The 24,128-nt window shown below is 53.2% G+C and carries 26 protein-coding genes; 13 read left to right on the forward strand and 13 right to left on the reverse strand.

Annotation, left to right across the window (positions count from 1 at the left end):
• On the reverse strand, window positions 1–411 hold a 411-nt coding region (locus tag QMZ65_RS10360), incomplete at its 3' end, for a contractile injection system protein, VgrG/Pvc8 family (RefSeq protein ID WP_283215948.1).
• A 1,252-nt stretch (window positions 412–1,663) separates the two neighbouring features.
• Between QMZ65_RS10360 and QMZ65_RS10365 the strand changes: the two genes are divergently transcribed.
• On the forward strand, window positions 1,664–2,623 hold the full coding sequence (locus QMZ65_RS10365) for a zinc-dependent alcohol dehydrogenase family protein (protein WP_176505797.1): 960 nt from the start codon (window positions 1,664–1,666) through the stop codon (window positions 2,621–2,623).
• Between the two features lie 32 nt (window positions 2,624–2,655).
• On the opposite strand, the gene QMZ65_RS10370 is transcribed toward QMZ65_RS10365, so the two are convergent.
• The gene (locus QMZ65_RS10370; RefSeq protein WP_097119289.1) at window positions 2,656–3,345 is read right to left on the reverse strand and encodes a CTP synthase C-terminal region-related (seleno)protein; all 690 of its coding nucleotides are present in this window, start codon (window positions 3,343–3,345) and stop codon (window positions 2,656–2,658) included.
• Window positions 3,346–3,997: 652 nt separating this feature from the next.
• Between QMZ65_RS10370 and dtpA the strand changes: the two genes are divergently transcribed.
• The 3 genes from dtpA (at window position 3,998) to gstA (ending at window position 7,251) form a co-directional block, all read left to right on the forward strand.
• Window positions 3,998–5,506, forward strand: coding sequence for a dipeptide/tripeptide permease DtpA (gene dtpA, locus QMZ65_RS10375; protein ID WP_097119288.1), 1,509 nt, complete (start codon window positions 3,998–4,000; stop codon window positions 5,504–5,506).
• 156 nt (window positions 5,507–5,662) lie between these two features.
• The gene (locus QMZ65_RS10380; protein ID WP_097119287.1) at window positions 5,663–6,571 is read left to right on the forward strand and encodes a LysR family transcriptional regulator; all 909 of its coding nucleotides are present in this window, start codon (window positions 5,663–5,665) and stop codon (window positions 6,569–6,571) included.
• A 74-nt stretch (window positions 6,572–6,645) separates the two neighbouring features.
• Complete coding sequence (gstA, locus tag QMZ65_RS10385) at window positions 6,646–7,251, forward strand: glutathione transferase GstA (RefSeq protein ID WP_283216027.1); 606 nt, start codon at window positions 6,646–6,648, stop codon at window positions 7,249–7,251.
• 81 nt (window positions 7,252–7,332) lie between these two features.
• Here gstA and pdxY read toward each other — a convergent pair whose 3' ends face one another.
• From pdxY to anmK, 5 genes are all read right to left on the reverse strand, one after another.
• On the reverse strand, window positions 7,333–8,193 hold the full coding sequence (gene pdxY / locus QMZ65_RS10390) for a pyridoxal kinase PdxY (RefSeq protein ID WP_097119285.1): 861 nt from the start codon (window positions 8,191–8,193) through the stop codon (window positions 7,333–7,335).
• A gap of 54 nt (window positions 8,194–8,247) precedes the next feature.
• Complete coding sequence (tyrS, locus tag QMZ65_RS10395; protein ID WP_034821575.1) at window positions 8,248–9,522, reverse strand: tyrosine--tRNA ligase; 1,275 nt, start codon at window positions 9,520–9,522, stop codon at window positions 8,248–8,250.
• A 139-nt stretch (window positions 9,523–9,661) separates the two neighbouring features.
• The gene (pdxH, locus tag QMZ65_RS10400; protein ID WP_045834198.1) at window positions 9,662–10,318 is read right to left on the reverse strand and encodes a pyridoxamine 5'-phosphate oxidase; all 657 of its coding nucleotides are present in this window, start codon (window positions 10,316–10,318) and stop codon (window positions 9,662–9,664) included.
• Window positions 10,319–10,332: 14 nt separating this feature from the next.
• Window positions 10,333–10,662 carry an MliC family protein gene (locus tag QMZ65_RS10405; RefSeq protein ID WP_058959764.1) on the reverse strand — a complete coding sequence of 110 codons (330 nt, stop codon included), beginning with the start codon at window positions 10,660–10,662 and terminating at the stop codon, window positions 10,333–10,335.
• Window positions 10,663–10,672: 10 nt separating this feature from the next.
• Window positions 10,673–11,794: an anhydro-N-acetylmuramic acid kinase gene (gene anmK, locus QMZ65_RS10410; protein ID WP_097119284.1), complete on the reverse strand. Its 1,122-nt coding sequence runs from the start codon at window positions 11,792–11,794 to the stop codon at window positions 10,673–10,675.
• Window positions 11,795–12,079: 285 nt separating this feature from the next.
• Between anmK and slyB the strand changes: the two genes are divergently transcribed.
• On the forward strand, window positions 12,080–12,547 hold the full coding sequence (gene slyB / locus QMZ65_RS10415; protein ID WP_034821586.1) for an outer membrane lipoprotein SlyB: 468 nt from the start codon (window positions 12,080–12,082) through the stop codon (window positions 12,545–12,547).
• 41 nt (window positions 12,548–12,588) lie between these two features.
• Here the strand turns inward: slyB and slyA are convergent, their stop codons facing one another.
• Entirely contained in the window at window positions 12,589–13,026 is a 438-nt protein-coding gene (gene slyA, locus QMZ65_RS10420; protein ID WP_034821588.1) for a transcriptional regulator SlyA, read from the reverse strand.
• A 152-nt stretch (window positions 13,027–13,178) separates the two neighbouring features.
• Here slyA and QMZ65_RS10425 point away from each other — a divergent pair, with 152 nt between their 5' ends.
• Genes QMZ65_RS10425 through QMZ65_RS10435 form a run of 3 tightly spaced genes read left to right on the forward strand, consistent with a single transcriptional unit; the run spans window position 13,179 to window position 16,287 of the window.
• The gene (locus tag QMZ65_RS10425; RefSeq protein WP_038647264.1) at window positions 13,179–13,415 is read left to right on the forward strand and encodes a DUF1656 domain-containing protein; all 237 of its coding nucleotides are present in this window, start codon (window positions 13,179–13,181) and stop codon (window positions 13,413–13,415) included.
• Between the two features lie 6 nt (window positions 13,416–13,421).
• On the forward strand, window positions 13,422–14,279 hold the full coding sequence (locus tag QMZ65_RS10430; RefSeq protein ID WP_058959762.1) for an efflux RND transporter periplasmic adaptor subunit: 858 nt from the start codon (window positions 13,422–13,424) through the stop codon (window positions 14,277–14,279).
• Between the two features lie 7 nt (window positions 14,280–14,286).
• Complete coding sequence (locus QMZ65_RS10435) at window positions 14,287–16,287, forward strand: FUSC family protein (protein WP_283215950.1); 2,001 nt, start codon at window positions 14,287–14,289, stop codon at window positions 16,285–16,287.
• Here the strand turns inward: QMZ65_RS10435 and QMZ65_RS10440 are convergent, their stop codons facing one another.
• From QMZ65_RS10440 to QMZ65_RS10455, 4 genes are all read right to left on the reverse strand, one after another.
• Complete coding sequence (locus tag QMZ65_RS10440) at window positions 16,288–16,755, reverse strand: hypothetical protein (RefSeq protein WP_034821596.1); 468 nt, start codon at window positions 16,753–16,755, stop codon at window positions 16,288–16,290.
• A 134-nt stretch (window positions 16,756–16,889) separates the two neighbouring features.
• The gene (sodC, locus tag QMZ65_RS10445) at window positions 16,890–17,408 is read right to left on the reverse strand and encodes a superoxide dismutase family protein (protein WP_058959760.1); all 519 of its coding nucleotides are present in this window, start codon (window positions 17,406–17,408) and stop codon (window positions 16,890–16,892) included.
• A gap of 81 nt (window positions 17,409–17,489) precedes the next feature.
• A complete protein-coding gene (locus QMZ65_RS10450) occupies window positions 17,490–18,386 on the reverse strand; it encodes an aldo/keto reductase (protein ID WP_200578605.1) in 897 nt (298 codons plus the stop codon).
• Between the two features lie 72 nt (window positions 18,387–18,458).
• Window positions 18,459–18,698, reverse strand: coding sequence for a DUF1289 domain-containing protein (locus QMZ65_RS10455; RefSeq protein WP_034821614.1), 240 nt, complete (start codon window positions 18,696–18,698; stop codon window positions 18,459–18,461).
• Window positions 18,699–18,925: 227 nt separating this feature from the next.
• On the opposite strand from QMZ65_RS10455, the gene eptA reads away from it, so the two are divergent.
• The 5 genes from eptA (at window position 18,926) to rnt (ending at window position 23,641) form a co-directional block, all read left to right on the forward strand.
• Window positions 18,926–20,563 (forward strand): phosphoethanolamine transferase EptA, encoded by a 1,638-nt coding sequence (eptA, locus tag QMZ65_RS10460; RefSeq protein WP_283215951.1) that lies wholly within the window; start codon window positions 18,926–18,928, stop codon window positions 20,561–20,563.
• Window positions 20,564–20,602: 39 nt separating this feature from the next.
• The gene (locus tag QMZ65_RS10465; protein WP_058959757.1) at window positions 20,603–21,199 is read left to right on the forward strand and encodes a TetR/AcrR family transcriptional regulator; all 597 of its coding nucleotides are present in this window, start codon (window positions 20,603–20,605) and stop codon (window positions 21,197–21,199) included.
• 50 nt (window positions 21,200–21,249) lie between these two features.
• The gene (locus tag QMZ65_RS10470; RefSeq protein ID WP_058959756.1) at window positions 21,250–22,347 is read left to right on the forward strand and encodes an alkene reductase; all 1,098 of its coding nucleotides are present in this window, start codon (window positions 21,250–21,252) and stop codon (window positions 22,345–22,347) included.
• Between the two features lie 109 nt (window positions 22,348–22,456).
• The gene (gloA, locus tag QMZ65_RS10475) at window positions 22,457–22,864 is read left to right on the forward strand and encodes a lactoylglutathione lyase (protein ID WP_034821634.1); all 408 of its coding nucleotides are present in this window, start codon (window positions 22,457–22,459) and stop codon (window positions 22,862–22,864) included.
• 108 nt (window positions 22,865–22,972) lie between these two features.
• Complete coding sequence (gene rnt / locus QMZ65_RS10480) at window positions 22,973–23,641, forward strand: ribonuclease T (RefSeq protein ID WP_160834601.1); 669 nt, start codon at window positions 22,973–22,975, stop codon at window positions 23,639–23,641.
• Between the two features lie 74 nt (window positions 23,642–23,715).
• On the opposite strand, the gene QMZ65_RS10485 is transcribed toward rnt, so the two are convergent.
• Window positions 23,716–24,051, reverse strand: a complete 336-nt coding sequence (locus tag QMZ65_RS10485) for a Grx4 family monothiol glutaredoxin (protein WP_176505800.1) — start codon at window positions 24,049–24,051, stop codon at window positions 23,716–23,718.
• Between the last annotated feature and the right edge of the window lie 77 nt (window positions 24,052–24,128).

Genomic DNA, 24,128 nt, shown 5'->3' on the forward strand with positions numbered 1-24,128 from the left:
TTCCGGAACGGATTTATTCACAAAGAAACGGTGTGAGCGGAATTGTTTATCCAGAAGCGCAAAGCGGGGTTCAATAATAATGAGATAACTAACCTGGTCTGCGGAACCCGTCAGACGGCGGAAATCGGTGATATAACCGTGAACAATCTTCTGCGATTCGAATTTCTGCAGAGGTCCAATGCCCATAATCAGCGTCACCGCTTTGCGCAGCATCCGGTCTGGTGAGATGTCATTATCCGGGCTGGTGAACATCACGCTGTAAAGGTAGTTCTCGCTCAGCGCTTCCATGCCCGTAAGATTTTCCACATCAATCGGAGAATTACAGGCTGGAATCAATAAAGAATATCGATTGAGCGTAGAGGAAATTACCGATGCTGTTTTTTCTATTAGGCCAGAGGGGATCATTGTCATTCTCTCCTTGATGACGAATTGTTATGTCTCCCACTAATTGCAGAGAGAATAACGTCAGTAATATTTTTATTTCTTGATTGCCGATAATGACTTCTTTGTCAAGCTATCAGGGATTAACGTCACCGATATCGCATGCTTTTCCATAGGGAAAAACCGCCCCCAGTGATTGTTATACGGCTGCTGCGACTACTAAATTTGATAAATTCTCACTCTGTTTCAGGCACGCTACCGCCCCTGGCCGTTAACCGAGGCCTATAAGGTTTGAGGCATCTGTAAATCGGTGTATTTTCAGAGGCGTATCTGCGCGCAGGCGAACCTCTGAAAAAGCGGACAGTGAACCACCCACACGGGCTTACGCGAAGGCGCGTTCGTGCAATGAATTGGAATGAATGATTTTGACATCCTTGTAAGTCCAGGTTTTTACTCGCTGCGCAATTCAATCTGCTTCAGGTAGTTGCGCTTCTTTTTATAAGTGCCCTTGATGTCGTGCATCACAGAGTTAACCTTCACCACCCTTGCGTTCTCCTTATGAACGAGAGAGGAAGCTCGATTGACTTATGCGCCCCTGCGGTGTGCAGGCACTGGCGTAAATTGGAACGGACTTTCAAAGCCCCTGTTTGATAATCCACACTTATGATTCAATCGTATAAATAGTGGAGAAAAGCATTAAGACCCGACTTTTCCTGTAAGTCCGTGCACGAATATAAAGTAATCAATGGACCTAAAGCAACAGCCTGACACGATCTCTTATTGCTGATTTATATAAGGAAATTCTTAAATTTGGCTTTAAGTCATTGTTAGATGGCTCATAATTTAGCCAGAAATATCTGAAAAAAATTTTTGAGAAAATTTATTCTCAGGCGGTCACTTCATTCAAATGAGGAAAAACCAGTAAGAAAATATAACAACTTTCTCCGAGGGATTATTTTGGAGGGGCGATTGCCGTGATCGTTGCGCCCGGTACACATTGCCGAGGTTGAGGGTGGGGTGAAAGCGCCACCGCTATCTCTGTTTCACAAATAGCACTCAGTTTGGGACACATTTTCCTCTCTATCAGAGATGCCGGCAGATCTGGGCTTTAACCGAAAGGATATAATCCATTGCATTAGCGGGTTGCTATTAATGGAAAAAAGCAAAAGTGGTCATGTAGAATTATAAGAAATCGTCCTTAAGCTAAAACCTCATGACATTAAATAATGGTTATTTAGGACTTCACCATCCTAATTCGACGCCAAAACCGAAGTCTGAGTCCATGCCGATAACGGATCGCAATCTCGCGCTCTGGTATCGGCAGTTTGGCGATCCTGTTGATGTACTGACGCTGGAATCCTCCTCTTTAGCCCCTTGTTCCGCTGGCCTGCTGCGCGTGCAAATGCACTATGCGCCAGTGAACGCGTCTGATCTGATCCCGATTACCGGTGCTTATCGTCACCGTGTCGCGCCGCCACAGGTCGCTGGTTACGAAGGCGTGGGCACCGTGATCTCCGCGCCCTCTGCTTACTCACATTTAGTGGGGCAACGCGTGTTACCACTGCGTGGCGTGGGCTGCTGGCAACATTATGTGGATATCGATCCACAGCTCGCTATTCCGGTACCAGAGGATATTAAGAGTACGCTGGCTGCGCGCGCCTATATCAATCCGCTAGCCGCTTTGCTGATGCTGCAGCAATGGCCGGTCAGCGGTAAAAATGTCCTGATCACTGCCGGTGGTTCCGCCTGCGCACTGTTGCTGGCCCAGTGGGCTAAGCTGCGCGGTGCACGACGCGTGGTGATGGTGTATCGCTCGTCAGCACATGCAGAAAAGTTGCACGCCCTCGGCCTGAGTGCGTTGCAGGAGACTGCGCGGGACGCGATTGAAGCAGTGAGTGCGCAAACCGATATCGTGTTTGATGCGGTCGGCGGCGATGTGGGGCAGTTGATCTGGCGAACGCTACCTGAGCACGCGCACTTTGTGGCTTACGGGGTATTAAGCGGCGCGCCGGTAAAAGTGAATGCCGCCCGTCCAGCACTGCACTGGTTTCATGTGCGGCACACCTTGGGCGATATTGGCGCGGCACCGTGGCAACAGCTTTTCTCAAAGATCTGGCCGTTGCTGCGCGACAGCGAGTGTGGTGAGGTGGAAATTTTCCCATTGAAAGAGTGGCGCGCGGCAATCGAAAGTTATCACCAGTCGGGTCGTGCGCGTAAACCCCTGCTGTGTCTGGACGAGTAAAGAGAGGCGAAGCAGCCTCTCTGTTCAATCAATTATTTAGCCGCAGCCTGCAGCCAGGCGACCACCAGCGGGGATAGCCGATTTTGCAGCGCCGCCCGTTCTGACTGGAACAGCGTCGCGACAAAGAACGGATGATCGGTCAGTTCAACACCGCGTACGTCACGATCCAAATCCCATGAAGTAATCTTCAGATTATTGGTTGCCAGCGCGTCACTGAATTCCGGGTTCACGCCGAAATTACAATGATACCCTTCATCACTTTCCAGCGCGCCGTAAGCTTGTGCAATCTTTGAACCCGCTTCGAAAGTCACCGTGCCACGCTGTTCCACCAGCGAACAGGTCAGCGGCGCAATCACCCAGCGCCCACTTTCATCGGTTTCCGCATGCCCGGCATCTTCCCAACCCAGCACATTGCGGGCGTACTCTACCACCGCATACTGGAAACCGCCACACGAACCGAGGAACGGTTTGTGGTTTTCACGCGCCCAGCGGATCGTTGCAAACACAGCTTCGTCGTTGAGATACGGGCTGCCTGGCACGACCCAAATGGCATCGTAATCGTTCCAGTTGTGTTGATGGATGTCGGGAGTGGCGATCCAGTCGGCGGTAACGTCGAGCGAGAGGGATTTTGCGGCAAACTGTACAGCAGGAGGAATGGCTTGATGTGCAACAGCATTGGCACGGAAATCGCCAACAAGGGCGACACGAACTGACTGCGTCATGGCTACGTCCTTTTAGGGAAAAAACGAGGTTACAGCAAACATCTCGACCTGTCTAAGCGCATTTCAGCGCGATATCACTCACTTTCGTTTGCGCGCATTTTGGTTATAGCCTGCTGTTTATACGGCTAAACATTCCTCTTTGTGGTGATTAACTCGACGGATGTTGACCACGCAATCGTTTACTTCTTTTACGGTTTTAATTAATTCGTAATTTTGTGCGCAGGATCAACAAATTAGCCATTTGGAAACTTTAGTCAGCCTATTACGCTCAACTATCAAGCAATTGTGCTTGGTAAATGTACATTCACGGTCTTTATATTGGTATAAATTATCATCTATAGCGTTATGTTCTGTAAAATACACCTCAAGCGGTTTATATCAGGAAAATGATCCTAAGGATCTCCAGTTAGCACGATTATTCTGATATAATGCCACACAGCAATATTTAACACTGATTTACAACTTCTTATAACGGCATTAACCCTACCTGTTACAAGTATTTCAGCGTGCAAAAAATGCTTGCCCTGTTGGCCTGATTCAGCCAAATTAGGCGCCGTTTTTCCTTTCTAATAACAATGTTGCGCGGGATTACTCAGCCCGACGCAGACTTAATTCCTGTCGTAAAACAGGCTATGTATAAACTGAGGTACACGTGTCAACTGCAAACAAACACACTGACGAGGCAGTAAGCCTCAACGCGTTCAAGCAACCGAAAGCGTTTTATCTGATCTTCTCCATCGAACTGTGGGAGCGTTTCGGCTACTACGGTCTGCAAGCCATCATGGCCGTTTACCTGGTGAAACAGCTGGGCATGTCCGAAGCGGACTCCATTACCCTGTTCACCTCGTTCAGCGCCCTGGTTTACGGCATGGTCGCGATTGGCGGCTGGCTGGGCGATAAAGTATTGGGTACCAAACGCGTGATTGTGCTCGGCGTGATCGTGCTGGCGCTCGGCTATGCGCTGATCGCCTTCTCAGGCCATGACACTGCGATGGTGTACGTCGGCATGGCAACTATCGCCGTGGGTAGTGGCTTATTTAAAGCCAACCCCTCTTCTCTGCTGTCTACCTGCTACGAGAAAGATGATCCGCGCATCGACGGTGCGTTCACCATGTTCTATATGTCGATCAACATCGGTTCTCTGTTCTCGATGATGCTGACACCGTGGTTGGCTGCACATTACGGCTGGGGCGCAGCGTTCTCGCTCTCCGTGGTGGGTCTGGTGATTACCTTACTGAACTTCCTGTTCTGCCAGCGCCTGGTGAAAAACTACGGTTCTAAACCGGACTTTGCGCCACTGAATGTCAGCAAATTGCTGATGACGCTGGTAGGTGTGGTGGCGCTGGTTGCCATTGCCGCCTGGTTGTTGCATCACCAAAGCATTGCGCGTATGGCACTGGGCGTGATTGCCGTCGGCATCGTGCTGGTGTTCGCGAAAGAAGCCTTTGCCCTGCAGGGTGCAGCACGCCGTAAAATGATTGTCGCCTTCCTGCTGATGCTCGAAGCGATTGTGTTCTTCGTGCTCTACATGCAGATGCCAACCTCACTGAACTTCTTTGCTATTCGTAACGTTGAGCATGCCATTCTGGGCATTACCTTCGAACCAGAACAGTTCCAGGCACTGAACCCTTTCTGGATCATGCTGGCCAGCCCGATTCTGGCAGCGGTTTACAACAAGCTGGGCGACAAACTGCCTATGCCACACAAGTTCGCGATTGGTATGGTGCTGTGCTCTGCTGCATTCCTGGTGCTGCCATTTGGTGCCAGGTTCGCTAATGATGCCGGTATTGTGTCTGTGAACTGGTTGATCATCAGCTATGCACTGCAGAGTGTGGGCGAACTGATGATTTCCGGTCTTGGCCTGGCAATGGTGGCACAGTTAGTCCCACAGCGTCTGATGGGCTTCATCATGGGTTCCTGGTTCCTGACCACGGCGGGTGCTGCAATGATTGCCGGTAAAGTGGCGAATCTGATGGCCGTACCGAATGATGTGACCGATCCGCATGCTTCACTGGAAGTTTACAGCCATGTGTTCCAGCAGATTGGTATTGCAACCGGTGTGATCGCTATCCTGATGTTGATCACCGCGCCACTGCTGAACCGTATGACGCAGAGTGATGCTTCACAGCCTGAACTGAAAAGCGCTAACGCCAATCAGTAATGCAGGTGATGTGAATAAGCCGGGCAAACGCCCGGCATTTTTATTTCCTATTACTCATTTCTTTCCACCGCTTTAACGTTTCCTGCTGCCAAAGCTTCGCTTTTTATCCACTTCCCCGCATGATGACGGCTTCCTGTTAAACGTGCTGGAATCATCATGGATAAATTTGAAGAACTTCAGGTATTTGTTGCGGTGATTCAGCAAGGCAGCCTGGCCAGTGCTGCACGTTTTTTACAGCGCTCCCCTCCCGTTATTACCCGCACATTGAATGCCCTCGAGTCCCGGTTGGGCACGACCCTGATTGAACGCACCACTCGTCAACTGGCGCCCACAGAAGCGGGCTGGCAGCTGTTCGAACGGGCTCAGCAAATATTAGGTGATTATCAGCACGCGCTCGATAGCGCGCATCACAGTGGCCTGCAGGGGCTGCTGCGCATCACCGCACCCGTGCCTTTCGGCCGCCGCCATATCATGCCGCTGGTGAATGCATTCTTACAGCAACATCCCGAGATGCAAATCGAAGTGGTGCTGAGTGACAGCTATCAGGATTTAATTGAGAACGGGTTGGATATCGCGCTGCGCATTGGCGAATTACAGGATTCTTCAATGGTGGCACGCAAAGTAGGCAGCGTGCGTTCGACGTTGGTGGCGAGCCCGGAATATCTTCGGCTTGCAGGTGCTCCCGCCCATCCGGCAGAGCTGCAGCAACATACGGTGATCACCAGTTTGCGTCACACACGTGAATGGCGCTTTGCCCAGGATTTACGCGTGCGCATTTTGCCTCGTCTGCGCGTAAACGATATTGAAAGCCAGCTGGAAACGCTGCGTGGCGGTCAGGGGATTGGACGTTTGCTGTCGTACCAGGTGCTGGATGATATTCGTGATGGCAAACTGATCCGTTTATTACCCGAGTGGGAGCCTGTCCCCTTGCCGGTACAACTGGTCACACAGCGGGTTAAAAACATGACGCCTAAGGTGCGGCAGTTCTGGGACTATGCGCTGGAACAATTGCCTGCGCTACCTTGTTTTACGCAGGAAAAGTTTAAAGCGGACCGTAATTCCTGATCGCGGTCACTGGTAAAAAATTTTCGCAGATTTATGCTAATTCGATCACAACCACACTTCCAGGAGAAGCCATGATGAAACTCTATTGCAAACCCGGTGCCTGTTCGTTGTCACCGCATATTGTTGCGCGTGAATGCGGGCTGGACTTTACCCAGGTCAATGTCGATCTGCAGAAAAAGGTCACCGAGCAGGGAGAAGATTACTGGCAGATTAACCCCAAAGGACAGGTTCCGGCGCTGCAGTTTGATGACGGCAGCTTGTTAACCGAAGGCGTTGCCATTGTGCAGTATCTGGCGGATCTGAAGCCGGATCGCAATTTACTGGCACCGACCGGCAGCCTGACGCGCTACCACACCCTTGAATGGCTGAGCTTTGTCAGCAGTGAACTGCATAAAACCTTCTCGCCGCTGTTCCGTCCGGACACGCCGGAAGAGTACAAAGCGATTGTGCGGGCGCAGCTAGAGAAAAAATATCAGGCGGTGAATGAAGCGCTGCAGGATAAGCAGTGGCTGATGGGATTGCGTTTCACCGTGGCCGATGTCTACCTGTTTGTGGTCACGCGTTGGGCAAAAGCCATCAAGCTGGATTTGAGCGGGTTAACGGCGCTTGAATCCTGGTTTGATCGCGTGGCGGATCGCCCTGCGGTGCAGGCAGCATTGAAGGCGGAAGGTTTGGTTTAAGCCGATTCAGGCGCACCCTGTGCGCCTGTTTTGCATCGTGTCTGCAGGCTACCGGGTGGTCACCTGCAGATTTCGCAGCCGTTACAGCTTCTCAGCAGCAAAGTGCTGAGTCGGTTGCGCAATCGCGTCCTGCGCTGCCACCAGTTGCAACTCGTACTCGCCCATCTCGTGAGTTTTCAGCATCACTTCATACACTGCAGCGGTCACGTGTTCCAGTGCATCCTGTAACGATTTGCCGTGCAGCAGATCGACCAGCAGCAAACCACTGGTGAGATCGCCCACGCCCACCGGCTGACGAACCCCGAAATCCACCAGCGGACGGCTGATATGCCAGCACTCGTCAGCGGTGACCAGCAGCATCTCGAAGCGATCGCTGCGACGTCCGGCACGCGCCAGATGTTTCACCAGCACCACTTTCGGTCCCTGCGCCACTAATGCGCGTGCCGCCACTACCGCCTGCTCAATATTCGCCACTTCGTGGCCGCTGAGCATTTCCAGCTCCAGCAGGTTCGGCGCGATGATATCGCTGGCTGGCATCGCCATCTTGCAATGAAACTCCGCGACGCCAGGCGCCACAATGCAGCCCTTTTCAGGGTGGCCCATCACCGGATCGCAGAAGAACCAGGCGTTGGGGTTAGCGGCTTTCACCTGACGCACGATCTCCAGAATCTGCTCGCCCTGCTCAGCAGACCCTAAATAGCCGCTCAGCACCGCATCACAGGTCTTCAGACGGTCAATCGCCGCAATGCCTTTGACGATGTCGGTCAAATGGGTCGCTGGCATCACGGTGCCGGTCCAGTGACCGTATTGCGTGTGATTAGAGAACTGTACGGTGTTTAACGGCCAAACGTTTGCGCCCATACGGCGCATGGGGAATTCGGCGGCGCTGTTACCGGCGTGGCCGTAAACCACATGAGACTGGATTGCGAGGATATTTTTCATTATTGCCCTGTACTGCCTTGCCATAAAAAAGGGCCGGAAACCGGCCCTCGAACCTTACTGCCAGTTAATCAGGCAGTAGTGTTTTTTACCGCGACGCAACAGCGTGAAGCGACCAAATAGTTTGTCGCTGTCGCTGAAACGATACTCGGCGTCAGATTGTTTTTCACCGTTGAGAGAAACGGCGTTGGAACCGATCATGGTACGCGCCTGACCGCGCGAAGGTACCAGTTCAGCCGCCACCAGCGCCTGCTGCAGATCGTCTTCCGCTTTCAGGTTAATCACTGGCATACCGTCCTGCGCTAACTGCTCGAAGTCCGCTTCGGTCATCTCGGTCAGGCTGCCTGAGAACAGGCTGTCGGTAATACGTTTTGCCGCCGTCAGACCCGCTTCGCCGTGCACCAGACGTGTTACCTGCTCTGCCAGCACGTATTGGGCGCGTGGCGCTTTACCGCTGTTCTTGTCTTCTTCTTCCAGCGCATTGATCTCTTCAATGCTCATAAAGGTGAAGAACTTCAGGAAGCGATACACGTCTGAGTCAGCAGTGTTAATCCAGAACTGGTAGAACTTGTATGGGCTGGTTTTCTTCGCATCGAGCCACACTGCGCCACCTTCGGTTTTACCGAATTTGGTGCCATCGGATTTGGTGATCAGCGGAACGGTCAAGCCCCACGCCTGCTGCTGATGCAGACGGCGCGTCAGATCGATACCTGACGTGATGTTGCCCCACTGGTCAGAACCGCCAATCTGCAGCACCACATCGTGACGCTTGTTCAGTTCCGCAAAGTCGTAACCCTGCAGCAGGTTGTAGGAGAACTCGGTGTAAGAAATACCCTGATCTTCACGGTTCAGACGCTGCTTCACCGCTTCGCGGTTGATCATCTGGTTCACCGAGAAGTGCTTACCGATGTCACGCAGGAAAGTCAGCACGTTCATGCCGCCAAACCAGTCGTAGTTGTTCGCTGCGATAGCACTATTATCACCGCAGTCGAAGCTGAGGAAAGGCGCCACCTGGTTGCGGATCTTCTCAACCCATTCGCCCACGGTATCCGCGGTGTTAAGTTTACGTTCTGCTGCTTTAAAGCTGGGATCGCCAATCAGACCGGTGGCACCACCCACCAGCGCGACCGGCTTGTGTCCGGCGTCCTGAAAACGTTTCAGGCAGAGCAGCGGCACCAGATGGCCCAAATGCAAGCTATCAGCGGTCGGATCGAAGCCGCAATAGAGTGCAATTGGCCCTTGCGCCAGTCGCTCTGCTAACGCTTCCTCGTCCGTTACCTGGGCGACTAAGCCCCTTTCTTGCAATTGTTGTATCAGGTTACTGCTGGTCATCACTGACTCCAAATTGATCAGACTGCACCTAGGCTGGTACACAGCTTTCCGCTGAGATGCGGATACGAAAAAAATGAGGGCTATAGCATAAAGCGCTGACGCCAACTGCGCCAGCGTTGAAAGGGGGTAAAACGCAGTTTTACGGCGCTAAACGGTCAATCGTCCAGCCGTTGCCTTCACGTTGGTAGAGGAAGCGGTCGTGCAGGCGATGTTCGCCGCCCTGCCAGAACTCCACGGTATGGAATTTGACGCGATATCCGCCCCAGAAACTGGGTAAAGGCACTTCGCCTTGCTGGAATTTTTGCTTAAGTTCAAGGAACTTGCCTTCCAGCACACCACGCGCCGAAATACGGCTTGATTGCTTTGACACCCAGGCACCGATCTGGCTGTCCCGTGGGCGGCTGCTAAAGTATTTCAGCACTTCCAGTGGCGACAGTTTTTCCACTTCTCCTAATACCATCACCTGGCGTTCAAGGAAGTGCCATGGGAAATGCAGCGAGATGCGCGGATTGTCCGCCAACTGCAGCGCTTTGCGGCTGCCCAGATTGGTGTAAAACACCATGCCTTGTTCATCGTAATGCTTCAGCAACACAATACGCTGATAAGGCTGGCCGCTGCTGTCAACGGTGGCGACGGTCATTGCTGTAGGATCGGGCAATTGGGCATCGCACGCCTGCTTGAGCCAGTGTTCAAACAACGCCAGCGGATTGTCTGGCAGATCGTTACGTCTAAGCCCGCCGCGAGTGTACTCACGGCGCAAATGGGCAATGTTTTGCAAGCTGTCACTGTCGCTCATGCTGATTCTCTTCGTTACTGGGCGGACGTATCCGCATTTTGCAATTCACAGTCATTAATCACGATTTTGTCATTACGCTCAACAAAAGCGCCATTGCCTTTCGACCAGAAGACATAAGTGCCGTCGCTGTAGCGCGCGCCGGAAGCTGATACGGTTTGGGTTAAGGTGAGCGGTTTACCATCCAGAATAAAGCTCACCTGCTGCTTCGGATTGTCCAGTGTCACCGTTAACGGTAATGTGCCGCACTGATAGCGCAATGTCTGTGGTGTAGGCTGCTCTTTGTGCATCATGCCGCAGCCACTCATCGTGACGACACAGCTCAACAGAATAACGATTTTTTTCATCTTTCACTCCTTAATGTGTCAATCGGGCATTCGCCGGATAAATGGCGCCCAATACACTCATTTCCCGTGCACCGGTGACGGCAGGCAAATTGCCTGGCAAACCGGACAAGGTGCGAAACGCCAGCCAGGCGAAGGCCAACGCTTCCATATCATCACCACTGATCCCGGCGTCATCCGTCGTCCCCACTTCAGTACCCGGCAAATGGGCCGCCAGCCGCGCCATCAGCAACGGATTACGACTGCCGCCACCACACACCAGCAGGCGATCGCAACCATCGTTGAGCTGAACTTGCTGAGCAATGGTCAATGCGGTGAGTTCGCTGAGTGTGGCCTGCACATCCTGCGGTGCCAGTGCCGGGAAACGCTGTAGTTGCCGCTCAACCCAGCCGAGATTGAAGTATTCACGACCGGTACTTTTCGGTGGTGGCAGCGCGAACCAGGGGTCGTTGAGCATTTCCTCCAGCAGTGCAGGCACCACCTGACCACTGCGCGCCCAGCTAGCATCCTTATCATAGGGCACGCCCTTATGACGCCAAATCCAGGCATCAATCAACATATTGCCAGGCCCGGTATCAAAGCCACGCACAGGCTGACCGGGGATCAATAATGACAGATTGGCAATACCGCCAATGTTGAGCACCATGCGCCGTTCAACGCTGTCCATCAGCAGCGCCTGATGGAACGCGGGAACCAGTGGCGCGCCTTGTCCGCCTAAGGCCATGTCGCGACGACGAAAATCGGCCACCACGGTAATTCCCGTGGCGGCGGCGATTTGATTGCTGTCCCCAATCTGTAGCGTATTCGGGGTGTCGCTCTGCGGCTCATGCCACACGGTCTGACCATGACAACCTATTGCCATGATGTCGCTGGCTTCCAGCGATTGCTGCTGCATTAGCGTTAACACCGCTTCGGCAAATAGCTTGCCCAGCCGTGTATCCAGTTGGCCGAGTTGCGACAGCGTCAGCGATTGCCCCTGACAGATTGCCAGCACCTGTTGCCGAATCTCCTGCGGCATCGGGTGACAATAGCTGGCCTGCTGCGCGACCATATGATTATCAATCACCGCCAGTACCACATCGACACCGTCGAGGCTGGTGCCGGACATCACACCAATATAGCGTCCTGATTTCATAGCGGTTCCTTACTCACGCGCGAGTCTTCAATTCGATTCTGTTTAGCCTGGCAAATATCAGCGGCTAATTCTATGATAAAATTCCGCTTTTCAACCGCACCGCACACGGCATTTCAGCGATAAAATATTTTCAGCACGAAATTGAATTTTTGTTGAGGGGCAATGGTCTATCCTTCGCCTCAGCCGCGTATTATTTGGACATAGAGTCAATTGCCAGCTTTCTGTCTTATACTCTTGCTGTAGAGGACGAGAACATGGCGTTTTTTTGCATTAAGGAGCTTTCTGATGATTAAGCGTTTTGTAGCCGTGGCACTGACCGGCCTGACGCTGGCAGGTTGTGTCAGCAATGACACCCTTTCCGGTGATGTGTATAGCGCCAATGAAGCCAAACAAGTACAAAGTGTCTCATACGGTACTCTGGTGTCGGTTCGCCCGGTTAAAATCCAGGGTGGCGATGAAAATAACGTGATTGGCGCGATTGGTGGTGCGGTGCTGGGTGGTTTCCTCGGTAACACCATTGGTGGTGGCACCGGTCGCAGCCTGGCCACAGCAGGCGGTGCGGTACTTGGCGGCGTAGCAGGCCAGGGCGTGCAGGGTGCGGTCAACAAGTCTGACGGTGTTGAGCTGGAAATCCGTAAAGACGACGGCAACACCATTATGGTGGTGCAGAAGCAGGCCGCAACCCGTTACTCAGTGGGTCAGCGCGTCGTCATGGCGTCGAATGGCAGCCAGGTGACCGTTTCACCACGCTAAGCGAGCAGATAAAAAAAACCGACGCCAGCGCGTCGGTTTTTTTATTTCTCGCGGTTTTGGAACTCGAGAATGTTTTTTTCCAGTCGAGCAATCAGCGTGACCATTTGATTAATCTCTTCGAGGCTGATGCCCGAAAGGATGTCATCGCGGGTCGCATCAATCACATTTTCAACCTGCTCGATAATCGGCTCGGCCTGCTTCGTCAACTTAATGCGTTTGGCACGACGGTCGTTAGCACAGGTGGCACGCGTGATGAGTCCCTTCTCTTCCAACTGATCCAGCGTACGCACCAGCGAAGGTTGTTCAATACCAATGGCTTTGGCCAGCTGGATCTGCGACTGCTCTGGCGGAAGTTGATGAATATTGTGTAACGTCACCCAATGCGTTTGTGTCAACTCAAGCGGCTTCAAACGCTGGTCAATCAAGGCACGCCAGATGCGTACCAGCCGAGACAGGTCTGTACCGAGGGGCGTATCCATTTCATCTCCTTATAATTAGCTTGCTAGCTATCAAGCCAGATTTTACACTATTCTGCGAGTTTACAGGACAAATTACAAATCCCAGGCCAGACGGCACGCTCTCTTCTACGCTAGTTTGAGAGAGAACCTGGGACAATGAAGGATGAAGACACGTGTCCATTACCGCACTTTCCGCCACCGCTCCGCTTACCGACCTGGTATTTGGTGCCTCGCTGTTCTTTCCGCCGCTGTTTAAAGCTGTGCTGCTGGGTTTCTTTTTCTGGTTACTGATTCACCCGTTGCTGCGCGGCTGGATGTACTCCGGCGACATCTGGCATCCCACCTTAATGGATCTTTCCCTGTTTGTTCTGTGCGTCACTGGCGCACTGTGGATACTGAGCCTCGGATAAATCACCATGAAATTCAACCCTTTTAAATACTTTTCAACACTGGTGGTGTTTGCCCTGGCCCTGATTGCCGGCTGGTGGATGTGGAACTACTACATGCAGTCACCGTGGACACGTGATGGCAAAGTGCGCGCTGAGCTGGTGGATATCACACCGGAAGTATCGGGCCGCATCATTGATCTCAAGGTGCATGACAACCAGTTTGTGCATAAAGGGGACATCCTTTTAAAGATCGATCCCGTGCCCTGGCAAATTGCGCTGGATAATGCGGATGCTCAACTGGCGAAGGCGCAATCCGATTTGGCCAAAGCCCAACACGAAGCCAATCGTCGTGCCAGCCTGCCACGTAATGTGATCTCAGCAGAAGATATGGATGCCGCACGACTGACAGCAAACGCCGCCGCAGCAACGGCTAAAGCGGCACAGGCGAGTCTGGATCAGGCGCGCTGGAATCTGCAACAAACCACGCTTACCGCGCCCACCGACGGTTGGATCAGCAACCTGACGCTGCGTCCCGGCAACTACGCCACCGCCGGAACACCGTTGTTCGCCCTGGTGGATAGCCACTCCTATTATGTGATGGGCTATTTCGAAGAGACCAAACTGCGTCACATTCAGCCCGGCGCCGACGCGCAAATCGTACTCTACAGTAATGGCACTCGCTTGCAGGGAAAAGTGGAGAGCATCGGGCGCGCTATTTACGATCAGAGCGTTTCAACCGATGGCGGTTTAGTGCCAGACATCAAACCCAACGTGCCTTGGGTGCGCTTGGCACAGCGTGTGCCGGTACGCATTCGTTTGGATGCGATTCCGGATGATGTTCCGCTGGTGGCGGGCACCACCTGTACGATTTCCATCGCACATTGAGGCCGTCATGAATCTGCAGTGGCTGGCCTGGCAAAATCTGCCGTGGATTAAAGCAACCGGCGGCGAATGGCGCTATGCCTTGCGTAATGCGATTGCGATGTGTCTGGCGCTTACCATCGCCTATGCGCTGCAACTGGATGAACCCTATTGGGCGATGACCTCCGCCGCCGTGGTGAGTTTTCCCACCGTGGGCGGTGCGATCAGTAAAAGTCTGGGGCGTATTGTCGGCAGCCTGCTCGGTGCCACCGCCGCGCTGCTGATTGCCGGGCATACGCTCAACGAACCCTGGCTATTTGCCTTTTTTATGGCCGGCTGGCTGGCGTTTTGTACCTGGATCGCCAACCACTATCAAAACAATGTCGCCTACGCATTCTCTCTGGCCGGGTACACCGCAGCGATCATTGCCTTTAGCAGCGTCAATATTACCGATGTGACCCAATTGTGGGTTATCACTCAGGCGCGCGTTTGCGAGGTGATTTCAGGCATTTTATGTGCCGGACTGATGATGATGGTTTTGCCCAGCACGTCGGACGGCAACACCTTGATGAATTCGCTGCGGCAAATGCACGCCCGTCTGCTCGACCATGCGGTTTTACTGCTGCAACAAAGCAGTACTGATAACGTGCGCACCGCGCATGAGAATGTCATCAGCCAGATTCTCACCATGAACTTACTGCGCATTCAGGCCTTCTGGAGCCATTACCGCTATCGCCGTCAGAACAACGTGCTTAACTATGTTTTGCACCAGCAGTTGCGCCTGACCAGCGTTCTCTCCAGCCTGCGCCGCATGCTGCTGAACTGGCCGGATGCACCACCGGAACTCTACACCGCTATTCAACAATTGTTACACGAACTCGCATTGCCGCAGTGTGATAAGTATCGTCTGGCGCGCATACTGCGCAGTGTGACACCGGACGCCACCGGCGATTATCGTCAGCGCGCGTTTGTTCAACGTTTACGTTATTTCTGCTGGGTTTACCTCAACGTTAATCGCTGGATACGTTTGATTGAGCGCGCAGACGCCGATACGCGCTTTCAACCGCCAAAAGTGCCCTCTCTGGCACGTGAAAGTGACAGCGCTGAAGCCGGCTGGAGTGCGTTGCGCACCTTTAGCGTGATCATGCTGGGCTGTGCTTTCTGGATTGGCACACAATGGGATGCAGGTGCAGCAGCCCTGACGCTGACCGCGATTGCCTGCGTGCTCTACTCTTCCGCTCCCTCCCCCAGTGGCAGCGTGTCACTGTTGCTGAAAACCCTGCTATGGCTGTCGGTGTTTAGTTTTCTGCTGCAATACGGTTTGATGGTACAAATCAGCGCCCTGTGGCAATTTCTGCTGGTGCTGTTTCCGCTGCTGATCACCTTGCAACTGTTTAAGCTGCAGCAGAAAAAACGCGCGGGGATGTGGGGACAATTTATTGTGTTTATGGGTTCATTTATTGCCGTCACCAACCCGCCAGACTGGGATTACCAAAGCTTTCTCAACGATAATCTGGCCAAAGTGTATGGCGTGCTGCTGGCATGGATGGCTTTTCAGGTACTGCGCCCCAGCTCCGATGCGCGCCGTAGCCGCAGGCATATTCGCGCGTTACGCCATGCATTTCTTGACCAGCTGCGACGCCATCCACGTCTCAGCGAGAGCCACTTTGAATCGCAGATTTACCATCACATCAGCCAACTGAGTAGTAGCCGCGATGAACAAGCGCGTGTCTGGTTGCTGCGCTGGGGCGTGGTGCTGCTCAACTGTTCCCATATTGTCTGGCAATTACGCGAATGGCGGCCAGCCTCAGCCACTTTGGCGCAAATGCGCGATAGCAGTTTGCAGGATCTGCAACGGATTATGAGCCTGCGCGGCGTGCGTCATACTTCGTTGCAGGCCACGCTGGATGAGCTGGAAGGGATGATTGCGCAACTGCAGCAGCAGCCTGATAGCGAAGCCAATACGCTGGCGGGCATTTTATGGCGCCTGCGCTGTTCGTTAGCACAGTTAAGTCAGGCGGTGCCGGATTAATTACTGGCAATATTGTGTGGTCTGGCGGTTAAAATCGTCCTGCAACTGCTGCAAGGTTTTATGTCCTTCAAAACGGGTTTTGTCTTGCTCGGTCATCGGTTCAATCACCAGGTATCGCTCCTCATACGAATAGATAAAGCGACGATCGAGAAACGTGCCGGTGAAACTTTTCCCCCGGATTGAGCCGCAAACCGTGGTTAACGTGCGGTGAAAAAACTCGGTGTGCAGGAAATTGGTTTCGGTGGCGCTGCGCAGCACATTCTGACAGCCCTGTGCCTGTAACTGTTCGAGCGTGTGCGGGGTAAGCCACTCCCGTCCGCGAGCGATATCTTCACAACTTGCACGCAGCGGGTTGGTATCAATGGTGCGCTGTAACTGGCGGCTGGTGTCTAACCTCAACTGCGTTTCGTTAGGTTGATCACATCCCGCGAGTAATACACATAACAGCAAAATCCCACGCGTTTTCATTCCTGCCCCTGAGAGGTTTTATTCCTGAATCAACATCATAGGACGGATAGCGTGCGGAGTGTAGCGGGAAAGTGGGTCAGAATTTTTCCGGCAGTGAAAAGATGCAGACGGCAGATTGCCTGCCGCCTGAGAGTTTAAATCACACCGCAGGCAAATCGCGCACCGCCTCCCCCTAACGGCTGCGGATGATCTGCATGATTATCGCCACCCACATGAACCATTAACGCCTTCCCTTTCACTTCGCTCAGCGATTTTATACGCGGCGCCACCACCGGGTAATCGGCCTTGCCATCGTCAGTGACATACAGAGCAGGCAGATCGCCCAAGTGACCCTCTGCGTAAGGCCCGAGATGTTTGCCGGTGTTTTGTGGATCCAGATGTCCACCCGCTGCGCCGGCCGCAACAGTTTTGCCATCCGATTGACCAGGCTCACAACTGCCTTTTGCATGCACGTGGAAGCCGTGAACACCCGGTTTCAGGCCGGTTAGCGCGGGGGCGAACTGCAAACCATATGGCGTTTCACTGATGGTGACTTTGCCAATGGCGGCGCCGATACCCTGTGCGGTGACCTCATGCAATGTCACCTCTTCAGAGGCGGCCTGAGCGCCAGCAGCACAGACCAGCGCCAGTGTGGCGATGAGAATTTTTTTCATAACGTCTCCTTACGGTTGAAATGCCCTGTAAGCCTGGACCGGAATAGGCCAGGCTGCCGTAATTTGACGTAGTTTTACGCTTCAGGGCACATCAAAACCGAGTGCCGCTTTGCGAATGCGGAACCACTGCTGACGATCGAGCGTCAGTTGGCAAGCGCCTGCCGCTTCGCTGACGCGCGTGGCTTTACCGGATCCGATGATTGGCAGTGGGCGGCTTGGCAATTTCATCACCCACGCATACACCACCTGTTCAATGCTGCTCGCGCCGATTTCCTGTTTTACCTGCTCAAGCTCATCACGCAGCGGCTGATAATGCGCATCGTTAAACAGACGTCCACCGCCTAAACAGGACCATGCCATCGGCCGGATGCGCACCTGCTGACACTGATCAAGCGTGCCATCGAGCAGCGTTGACTGTTCCAGCGGTGAGATTTCCAGTTGGTTGGTCACCAGGCTAAACGGCAGGCGAGATTGCAGCAGCGTGAACTGGGAAGCGGTAAAGTTTGACACGCCGAAGTGACGCACTTTGCCGCTCTGATGCAGTGCCATAAAGGCTTCGGCCATTTCATCTGCATCCATTAAAGGATCCGGGCGATGAATCAGCAGCAGATCGAGATAATCGGTGTTGAAGTAGCGCAGGGAATTTTCCGCACTGTGCAGGATGTGGCTGGCCTCGGTAATGTAATGGCCAATTTTATGTTCCGGTTTGGCGCGTGTTGCAATGCCGCATTTGGTGACAATCTGCAGTTTTTCACGCAGCCCCGGTGCCAGACGCAGCGCCTCGCCAAAAGCGGCTTCACAACCGTAGTTACCATAAATATCGGCGTGATCGACCGTGGTGATGCCCAATGACAGATGATGCTCGATAAAAGCCACTAACTGCTGCGGCGTCATGCCCCACTCCAGCAGGCGCCAGTAGCCAACGATCAGCGGTGAGAATTGAGGTCCCTGCGGGGCGATAGTTTGCGGTTGTAACATCGGTAAACTCCCTTGAACGCGAAAGCGGAAAGCGAAGCTGGGAGTATAACGGAAAGGCAAATCATCGTTTTCTTAAAACAGTGAGGGTTGTTCCGGATCATGATTCTCATCGACTTTTTGTTGTCGATGCAGGCGCAGCCAGCGTTGGCGACATAACCGCAACACATCACGTTTTTGCGCATCGGTAAACTTCATCCAGTTAAAGCGTTCCTCACGGCTACGCAGACAGCCGCGACAATAGCCGCGCGCATCACTCTGACAGATGCCGCGACACGGGCTGGGAACAGGAAAGAACTCTAATTGCTCGGCCACATCCACTCCGGTTTAACAATAAGCTTTATATTGATAACAGCTTAGTAACATTGTGCAAAGCGTATACGTAGTTCGCCCAGATTTCATCCAGCCATCACCACGGAAATGGATATTTACCATTGTTCTCAGCGCAAGAACCTTTGGTTGGGTACTGTTTAATAAGCGTTAAGGTTTTCCTCATATTGAATTCATACGATTGTCACATTCCATCCTGCTACTGAGTTTTCATGAAATTCCCGAACAAGTTACAGTGCCATGCCAGCAGTTTTAATCTGATTGCCGCCCTGTTTTTTACCCTCGTGCTCAACGCCCTGTTTCTACTGCGGGCGTGGGAAATTATCCCTTACGATCGCCTTCACGATTACCTGTTTGCTGCCAGCATTCCGGTGGTGCTGGCCTCAGCGTTCTATCTGATTTTCTCGTTGCTGGCATGGCCCTATGTTCGCAAGCCGCTGCTTATTCTGTTGGTGCTGGCCAGCGCCGCCGCTAACTACTTTATGCACAGCTTCGGTACGGTGATCGACACCAACATGATCGAAAACGTGTTTGAGTCGGATGCTCAGGAAGCTGGAGCACTGATCAGCAGTGGTTATGTGGTGTGGATGATTTTGATGGGGTTGGTGCCCGTCGCCGCCATCTGCATGGTGCGCATTAAAACGGGCCAACGCTGGTGGTGGAGCCTGCTGCAACGCCTGGCCGGGGCGCTGGGTGCGATTTTGCTGATTCTGCTGATGGCGGTGCTGTTCTACAAAGATTACGCTTCGCTGATTCGCAACAATAAAGGGCTGGTGAAGATGATCACCCCGGCCAATATTGTCAGCGGCACCGGTCATTACGTTGATCAGCGTTATCTGCAAGGCAGCCAGGCGCTGGTCAAAATTGGCCTGGATGCCAAAAAAGGCCCGCTGATCACCGCGGAACCGAAGAAAACGCTGGTGGTATTAGTGGTCGGCGAAACCGGACGTGCTGAGAACTTCTCTCTTGGCGGCTATGCGCGTGAAACCAATCCTGAACTGAAAAAACAGCAGGTTATCTACTATCCCGACGCCAGTTCCTGTGGCACGGAGACCGCCATTTCAGTGCCCTGCATGTTCTCCAACATGCCGCGAGAGCATTACGACGCCAACCTGGCGCATCATCAGGAAGGCGTGTTAGATATTCTCGCCCACGCCGGGGTCAGTGTGTTATGGCGCGAAAACGATGGCGGCTGTAAAGGCGCCTGCGATCGCATGCCGCACACCGATATGACGCAGTGGAATTTATCGCAATATTGCCACGATGGTTTCTGTCTCGATGATGTTCTGCTGCATCGTTTTGATAACTATGTGGACAGTCTGCACAATGACGGGATTATCGTGTTACATCAAATGGGCAGCCACGGTCCGGCCTATTATCAGCGTTATCCGGCGGAATTCCGTCGCTTCACGCCAACCTGCGATAGCAACCAGATTCAGGATTGCGATCATCAGGCGTTGGTGAATACCTATGATAACTCTCTGTTGTACACCGACGATATGGTGAGCCGCACCATTGATAAACTTAAAGCTTTGAGCGATCGCTTCAACGTAGCGCTGGTCTATCTCTCAGACCACGGTGAATCACTGGGTGAACACGGTATGTATCTGCACGGTGCGCCTTATATGTTTGCGCCCTCACAGCAGACACATATCCCACTGTTGATGTGGATGTCACCAGGCTATGCGTCGGCGTTCCACATTAACGAGACCTGTTTACGCCAGCAGGCCGCGAGTGAGAAAGTGTCGCAAGACAATCTTTTCCATACGGTTTTGGGCATGTTCAACATCCAAACGCAAGAGTACCAACCGCAACTGGACATGATCAGATCGTGCCAAAATGCCGGATAAGGTTTGCATTAGACCGACTGGTCTAATACTGTGTGGCCCATGAACAAGACTGTGCAACGCAACGAAACCCGTGAACATCTGCTCGCTACTGGCGAGCAGGTTTGTCTGCAACGCGGTTTTACCGGCATGGGCCTGAGCGAAATGCTGGCGCTGGCGGAAGTGCCCAAAGGATCGTTTTACCACTACTTCCGCTCCAAAGAAGCTTTTGGCGTGGCGTTGCTGGAACGCTATTTCGTTAACTACCTGCAGCAGGTCGATCAACAGTTAAATCAGCCGGGCTTGTCAGCACGGGAACGTTTGCTGGCCCACTTCCGCTATGGCGCCACGCTATTTATTGAGCAAGGCCATATCGTGGGCTGTTTGGGTGTGAAGTTATCGGCGGAAGTCTGCGATTTATCAGAACCGATGCGTGATGCCTTGCAGCATGGTGCCAGCGCTATGATCGCGACTTATGCCCGCTGTTTGAGCGAAGTCGCCGCTGAACAGCCGCTGCCGTATGGACAAACGCCCGAGCAACTGGCACAGCGCTGTTACCTGTTATGGTTAGGCGCCAGTTTGCAAAGCAAAATTTCGCGAGAGTCAGGCCCGATTACCCTGGCACTTGAAACCATTGAACAGTGGCTGAATGGCCGCTGATTTTTAAAAACCGCAGTTTCTAGACGACCGGTCTACTTATAGGAGTCATCATGGCGAGTAAACAGCTGTTTTCCCCACTCAAAGTGGGCGCGATTACCGTACCTAACCGTGTATTTATGGCACCGCTGACGCGTCTGCGCAGCATTGAGCCGGGCGACATCCCAACCCCGCTGATGGCGGAATATTATCAGCAGCGCGCCAGCGCCGGTCTGATCATTACTGAAGCAACGCAGATCTCTTTCCAGGCGAAAGGTTATGCTGGTGCACCGGGTTTGCATACTCAGCAGCAAATTGCCGCGTGGAAAGTGATCAACGAAAGCATTCATGCGGCGAAAGGTCACAGCGCGGTGCAACTGTGGCACACCGGCCGTATCTCGCATAACAGCGTTCAGCCGGAAGGCAAAGCGCCTGTTGCACCCTCAGCTCTGGCTGCGGGCACGCGTACCTCATTGCGTGCTGAAGATGGCACTGTTTACCGTGAAGATACCTCCCTGCCGCGTGAATTGAGCGTGGCGGAAATTCAGCAGATCGTAAAAGATTTCGGTCAGGCGGCGGCAAACGCGCGTGAAGCCGATTTCGACCTGCTGGAGCTGCATTCTGCCCACGGCTACCTGATGCACCAGTTCCTGGCACCGGGTTCCAACCAGCGTACCGATGAATACGGTGGTTCGATTGAGAAACGCGGTCGATTCGCGCTGGAAGTGGTGGATGCGGCGATTGCTAACTGGTCTGCCGATCGTATCGGCATTCGCATCTCGCCAATCGGAGCCTTCCAGAATCTGGAAAATGGTGCCGATGAAGAAGCTGCCGCGTTGTGGTACATCTCCGAGCTGGGCCAGCGTGGTCTCGCGTATCTGCACCTGTCTGAACCAGACTGGGCCGGTGGCCAGCCTTACAGCGATGCTTTCCGTGCAAAAGTTCGTGCGCTGTTCCCAGGCGTAATCATCGGTGCGGGTGCTTACAGCGTTGAGAAAGCTGACGACCTGATTGCACGTGGCTTGATTGATGCCGTGGCCTTTGGTCGCGACTTTATTGCTAACCCGGATCTGGTTGAGCGTCTGCAGCAAGACGCACCGCTGAATCCACAGCGTCCGGAAAGCTTCTACGGCGGCGGCGCTGAAGGCTATACGGATTATCCAAGCCTGTAAGAATCAAGCTGCCGCACCGGATGTGCGGCAGTGCTGTTTCTTCAGGGCATTAACTGGCTATACTTGCTAGTCTTTGTCATTCCCTGATGACTTTTCAAAAGAGGATGTTATGCGTTTACTTCACACCATGTTACGCGTTGGCGATCTGCAACGTTCTATCGATTTTTATACCCGTGTGCTGGGCATGCGCGTACTGCGTCAGAGCGAAAACACCGAATACAAATACACCCTGGCTTTCGTGGGTTACACCGAAGAGAGTGAAGGCGCGGTGATCGAACTGACCTACAACTGGGGCGTGGACAAGTACGACCTCGGTAATGCTTATGGTCATATCGCGCTGGGCGTCGATAACGTCGCTGAGACCTGCGAGCGCATCCGCAGTGTCGGTGGCAACGTGACGCGTGAAGCCGGTCCGGTAAAAGGCGGCACCACCATTATTGCCTTTGTTGAAGATCCCGATGGCTACAAAATCGAGCTGATCGAAAACAAACACGCTGGTCACGGCCTCGGTCACTGATGCCGTTAGTCAGTCTGCTAATTTGCAGGCTGACTTCCCTCTCCTGCTGCACCCTCCTGTAATTTTTGCCATAATGCGCGCTGCCCCATTTCTTGCTATGAGATCCTGATGTCTGAATCGAACGCCTTAAACGCTCTTCATCAACGCTTCCGTGGTTTTTATCCTGTGGTTATTGACGTCGAAACCGCCGGCTTTAACGCGCAAACCGATGCACTGCTGGAAATTGCGGCCACCACGCTCAAGATGGATGAGGACGGTTGGTTACACCGTGATGAAACCCTGCACTTTCACGTTGAGCCGTTCGAAGGCGCGATCCTGAATCCTGCGGCGCTGGCGTTTACCGGTATCGATCCCTCCAACCCTTTACGCGGCGCGGTGAGCGAATACGAAGCGCTGCATGCTATCTTCAAGATGGTGCGCAAAGGCACCAAAGATCATGGCTGTAATCGCGCCATTATCGTGGCGCACAATGCAACTTTCGATTTGAACTTTGTGATGGCCGCCGCCGAACGCGCCAGCCTGAAGCGTAATCCCTTCCATCCGTTTGCGACCTTTGATACCGCGGCACTGAGCGGTTTGGTGTTGGGACAGACGGTATTGGCAAAAGCCTGCAAAGCGGCGGGGATGGAGTTTGATAGCACGCAGGCGCACTCCGCGCTGTACGACACCGAGCAAACGGCCACGCTGTTCTGTGAGTTGGTGAATCGCTGGAAACGTTTGGGGGGTTGGCCACTGGCTTTCAGTGAAGAACAGGCTGAAGACGATGCCTCTGCCTGATTGGCTGATTGGCTGATTGGCTGATTTCCGGATGAGTACGCAAAGAAAAGGCCGACATGTGTCGGCCTTCGCAATTATTCCGCTTCTTTATACTTCTCAGCGGTTTCTTTCACCAGCGGCTGCAATTCGCCACGCTGGAACATCTCAACGATAATGTCGCAACCGCCGACCAGCTCGCCATCCACCCACAATTGCGGGAAAGTCGGCCAGTTAGCGTATTTTGGCAATTCTGCACGGATATCCGGGTTTTGCAGAATATCCACATACGCGAAGCGCTCACCACAGGCAGAAAGCGCCTGCACAGCCTGTGCAGAGAAACCGCAGCTTGGCAGTTTCGGGGAACCTTTCATGTATAACAGAATCGGGTTTTCTGCGATCTGGCGCTGAATTTTTTCAACAGTACTCATTATTGCCTTCCTTAATCCTTCACTTCGTGTTTGTTTATTGTAGCGACTTCAGCCCCGCACTGAAAACGGGATTTTGCGTT

Origin of the sequence: Pantoea sp. EABMAA-21 (genome assembly GCF_030053335.1) — a bacterium.
GTDB lineage: Bacteria > Pseudomonadota > Gammaproteobacteria > Enterobacterales > Enterobacteriaceae > Pantoea > Pantoea communis.

Excerpts from the sequence above, each read along its gene's own strand:
- QMZ65_RS10365 (WP_176505797.1), top strand. The coding sequence starts at position 1,664 with ATGCCGATAACGGATCGCAATCTCGCGCTCTGGTATCGGCAGTTTGGC.
- QMZ65_RS10370 (WP_097119289.1), bottom strand. The coding sequence starts at position 3,345 with ATGACGCAGTCAGTTCGTGTCGCCCTTGTTGGCGATTTCCGTGCCAAT.
- QMZ65_RS10380 (WP_097119287.1), top strand. The coding sequence starts at position 5,663 with ATGGATAAATTTGAAGAACTTCAGGTATTTGTTGCGGTGATTCAGCAA.
- gstA (WP_283216027.1), top strand. The coding sequence starts at position 6,646 with ATGAAACTCTATTGCAAACCCGGTGCCTGTTCGTTGTCACCGCATATT.
- pdxY (WP_097119285.1), bottom strand. The coding sequence starts at position 8,193 with ATGAAAAATATCCTCGCAATCCAGTCTCATGTGGTTTACGGCCACGCC.
- tyrS (WP_034821575.1), bottom strand. The coding sequence starts at position 9,522 with ATGACCAGCAGTAACCTGATACAACAATTGCAAGAAAGGGGCTTAGTC.
- pdxH (WP_045834198.1), bottom strand. The coding sequence starts at position 10,318 with ATGAGCGACAGTGACAGCTTGCAAAACATTGCCCATTTGCGCCGTGAG.
- QMZ65_RS10405 (WP_058959764.1), bottom strand. The coding sequence starts at position 10,662 with ATGAAAAAAATCGTTATTCTGTTGAGCTGTGTCGTCACGATGAGTGGC.
- anmK (WP_097119284.1), bottom strand. The coding sequence starts at position 11,794 with ATGAAATCAGGACGCTATATTGGTGTGATGTCCGGCACCAGCCTCGAC.
- slyB (WP_034821586.1), top strand. The coding sequence starts at position 12,080 with ATGATTAAGCGTTTTGTAGCCGTGGCACTGACCGGCCTGACGCTGGCA.
- slyA (WP_034821588.1), bottom strand. The coding sequence starts at position 13,026 with ATGGATACGCCCCTCGGTACAGACCTGTCTCGGCTGGTACGCATCTGG.
- QMZ65_RS10430 (WP_058959762.1), top strand. The coding sequence starts at position 13,422 with ATGAAATTCAACCCTTTTAAATACTTTTCAACACTGGTGGTGTTTGCC.
- QMZ65_RS10435 (WP_283215950.1), top strand. The coding sequence starts at position 14,287 with ATGAATCTGCAGTGGCTGGCCTGGCAAAATCTGCCGTGGATTAAAGCA.
- QMZ65_RS10440 (WP_034821596.1), bottom strand. The coding sequence starts at position 16,755 with ATGAAAACGCGTGGGATTTTGCTGTTATGTGTATTACTCGCGGGATGT.
- sodC (WP_058959760.1), bottom strand. The coding sequence starts at position 17,408 with ATGAAAAAAATTCTCATCGCCACACTGGCGCTGGTCTGTGCTGCTGGC.
- QMZ65_RS10450 (WP_200578605.1), bottom strand. The coding sequence starts at position 18,386 with ATGTTACAACCGCAAACTATCGCCCCGCAGGGACCTCAATTCTCACCG.
- eptA (WP_283215951.1), top strand. The coding sequence starts at position 18,926 with ATGAAATTCCCGAACAAGTTACAGTGCCATGCCAGCAGTTTTAATCTG.
- QMZ65_RS10465 (WP_058959757.1), top strand. The coding sequence starts at position 20,603 with ATGAACAAGACTGTGCAACGCAACGAAACCCGTGAACATCTGCTCGCT.
- QMZ65_RS10470 (WP_058959756.1), top strand. The coding sequence starts at position 21,250 with ATGGCGAGTAAACAGCTGTTTTCCCCACTCAAAGTGGGCGCGATTACC.
- gloA (WP_034821634.1), top strand. The coding sequence starts at position 22,457 with ATGCGTTTACTTCACACCATGTTACGCGTTGGCGATCTGCAACGTTCT.
- rnt (WP_160834601.1), top strand. The coding sequence starts at position 22,973 with ATGTCTGAATCGAACGCCTTAAACGCTCTTCATCAACGCTTCCGTGGT.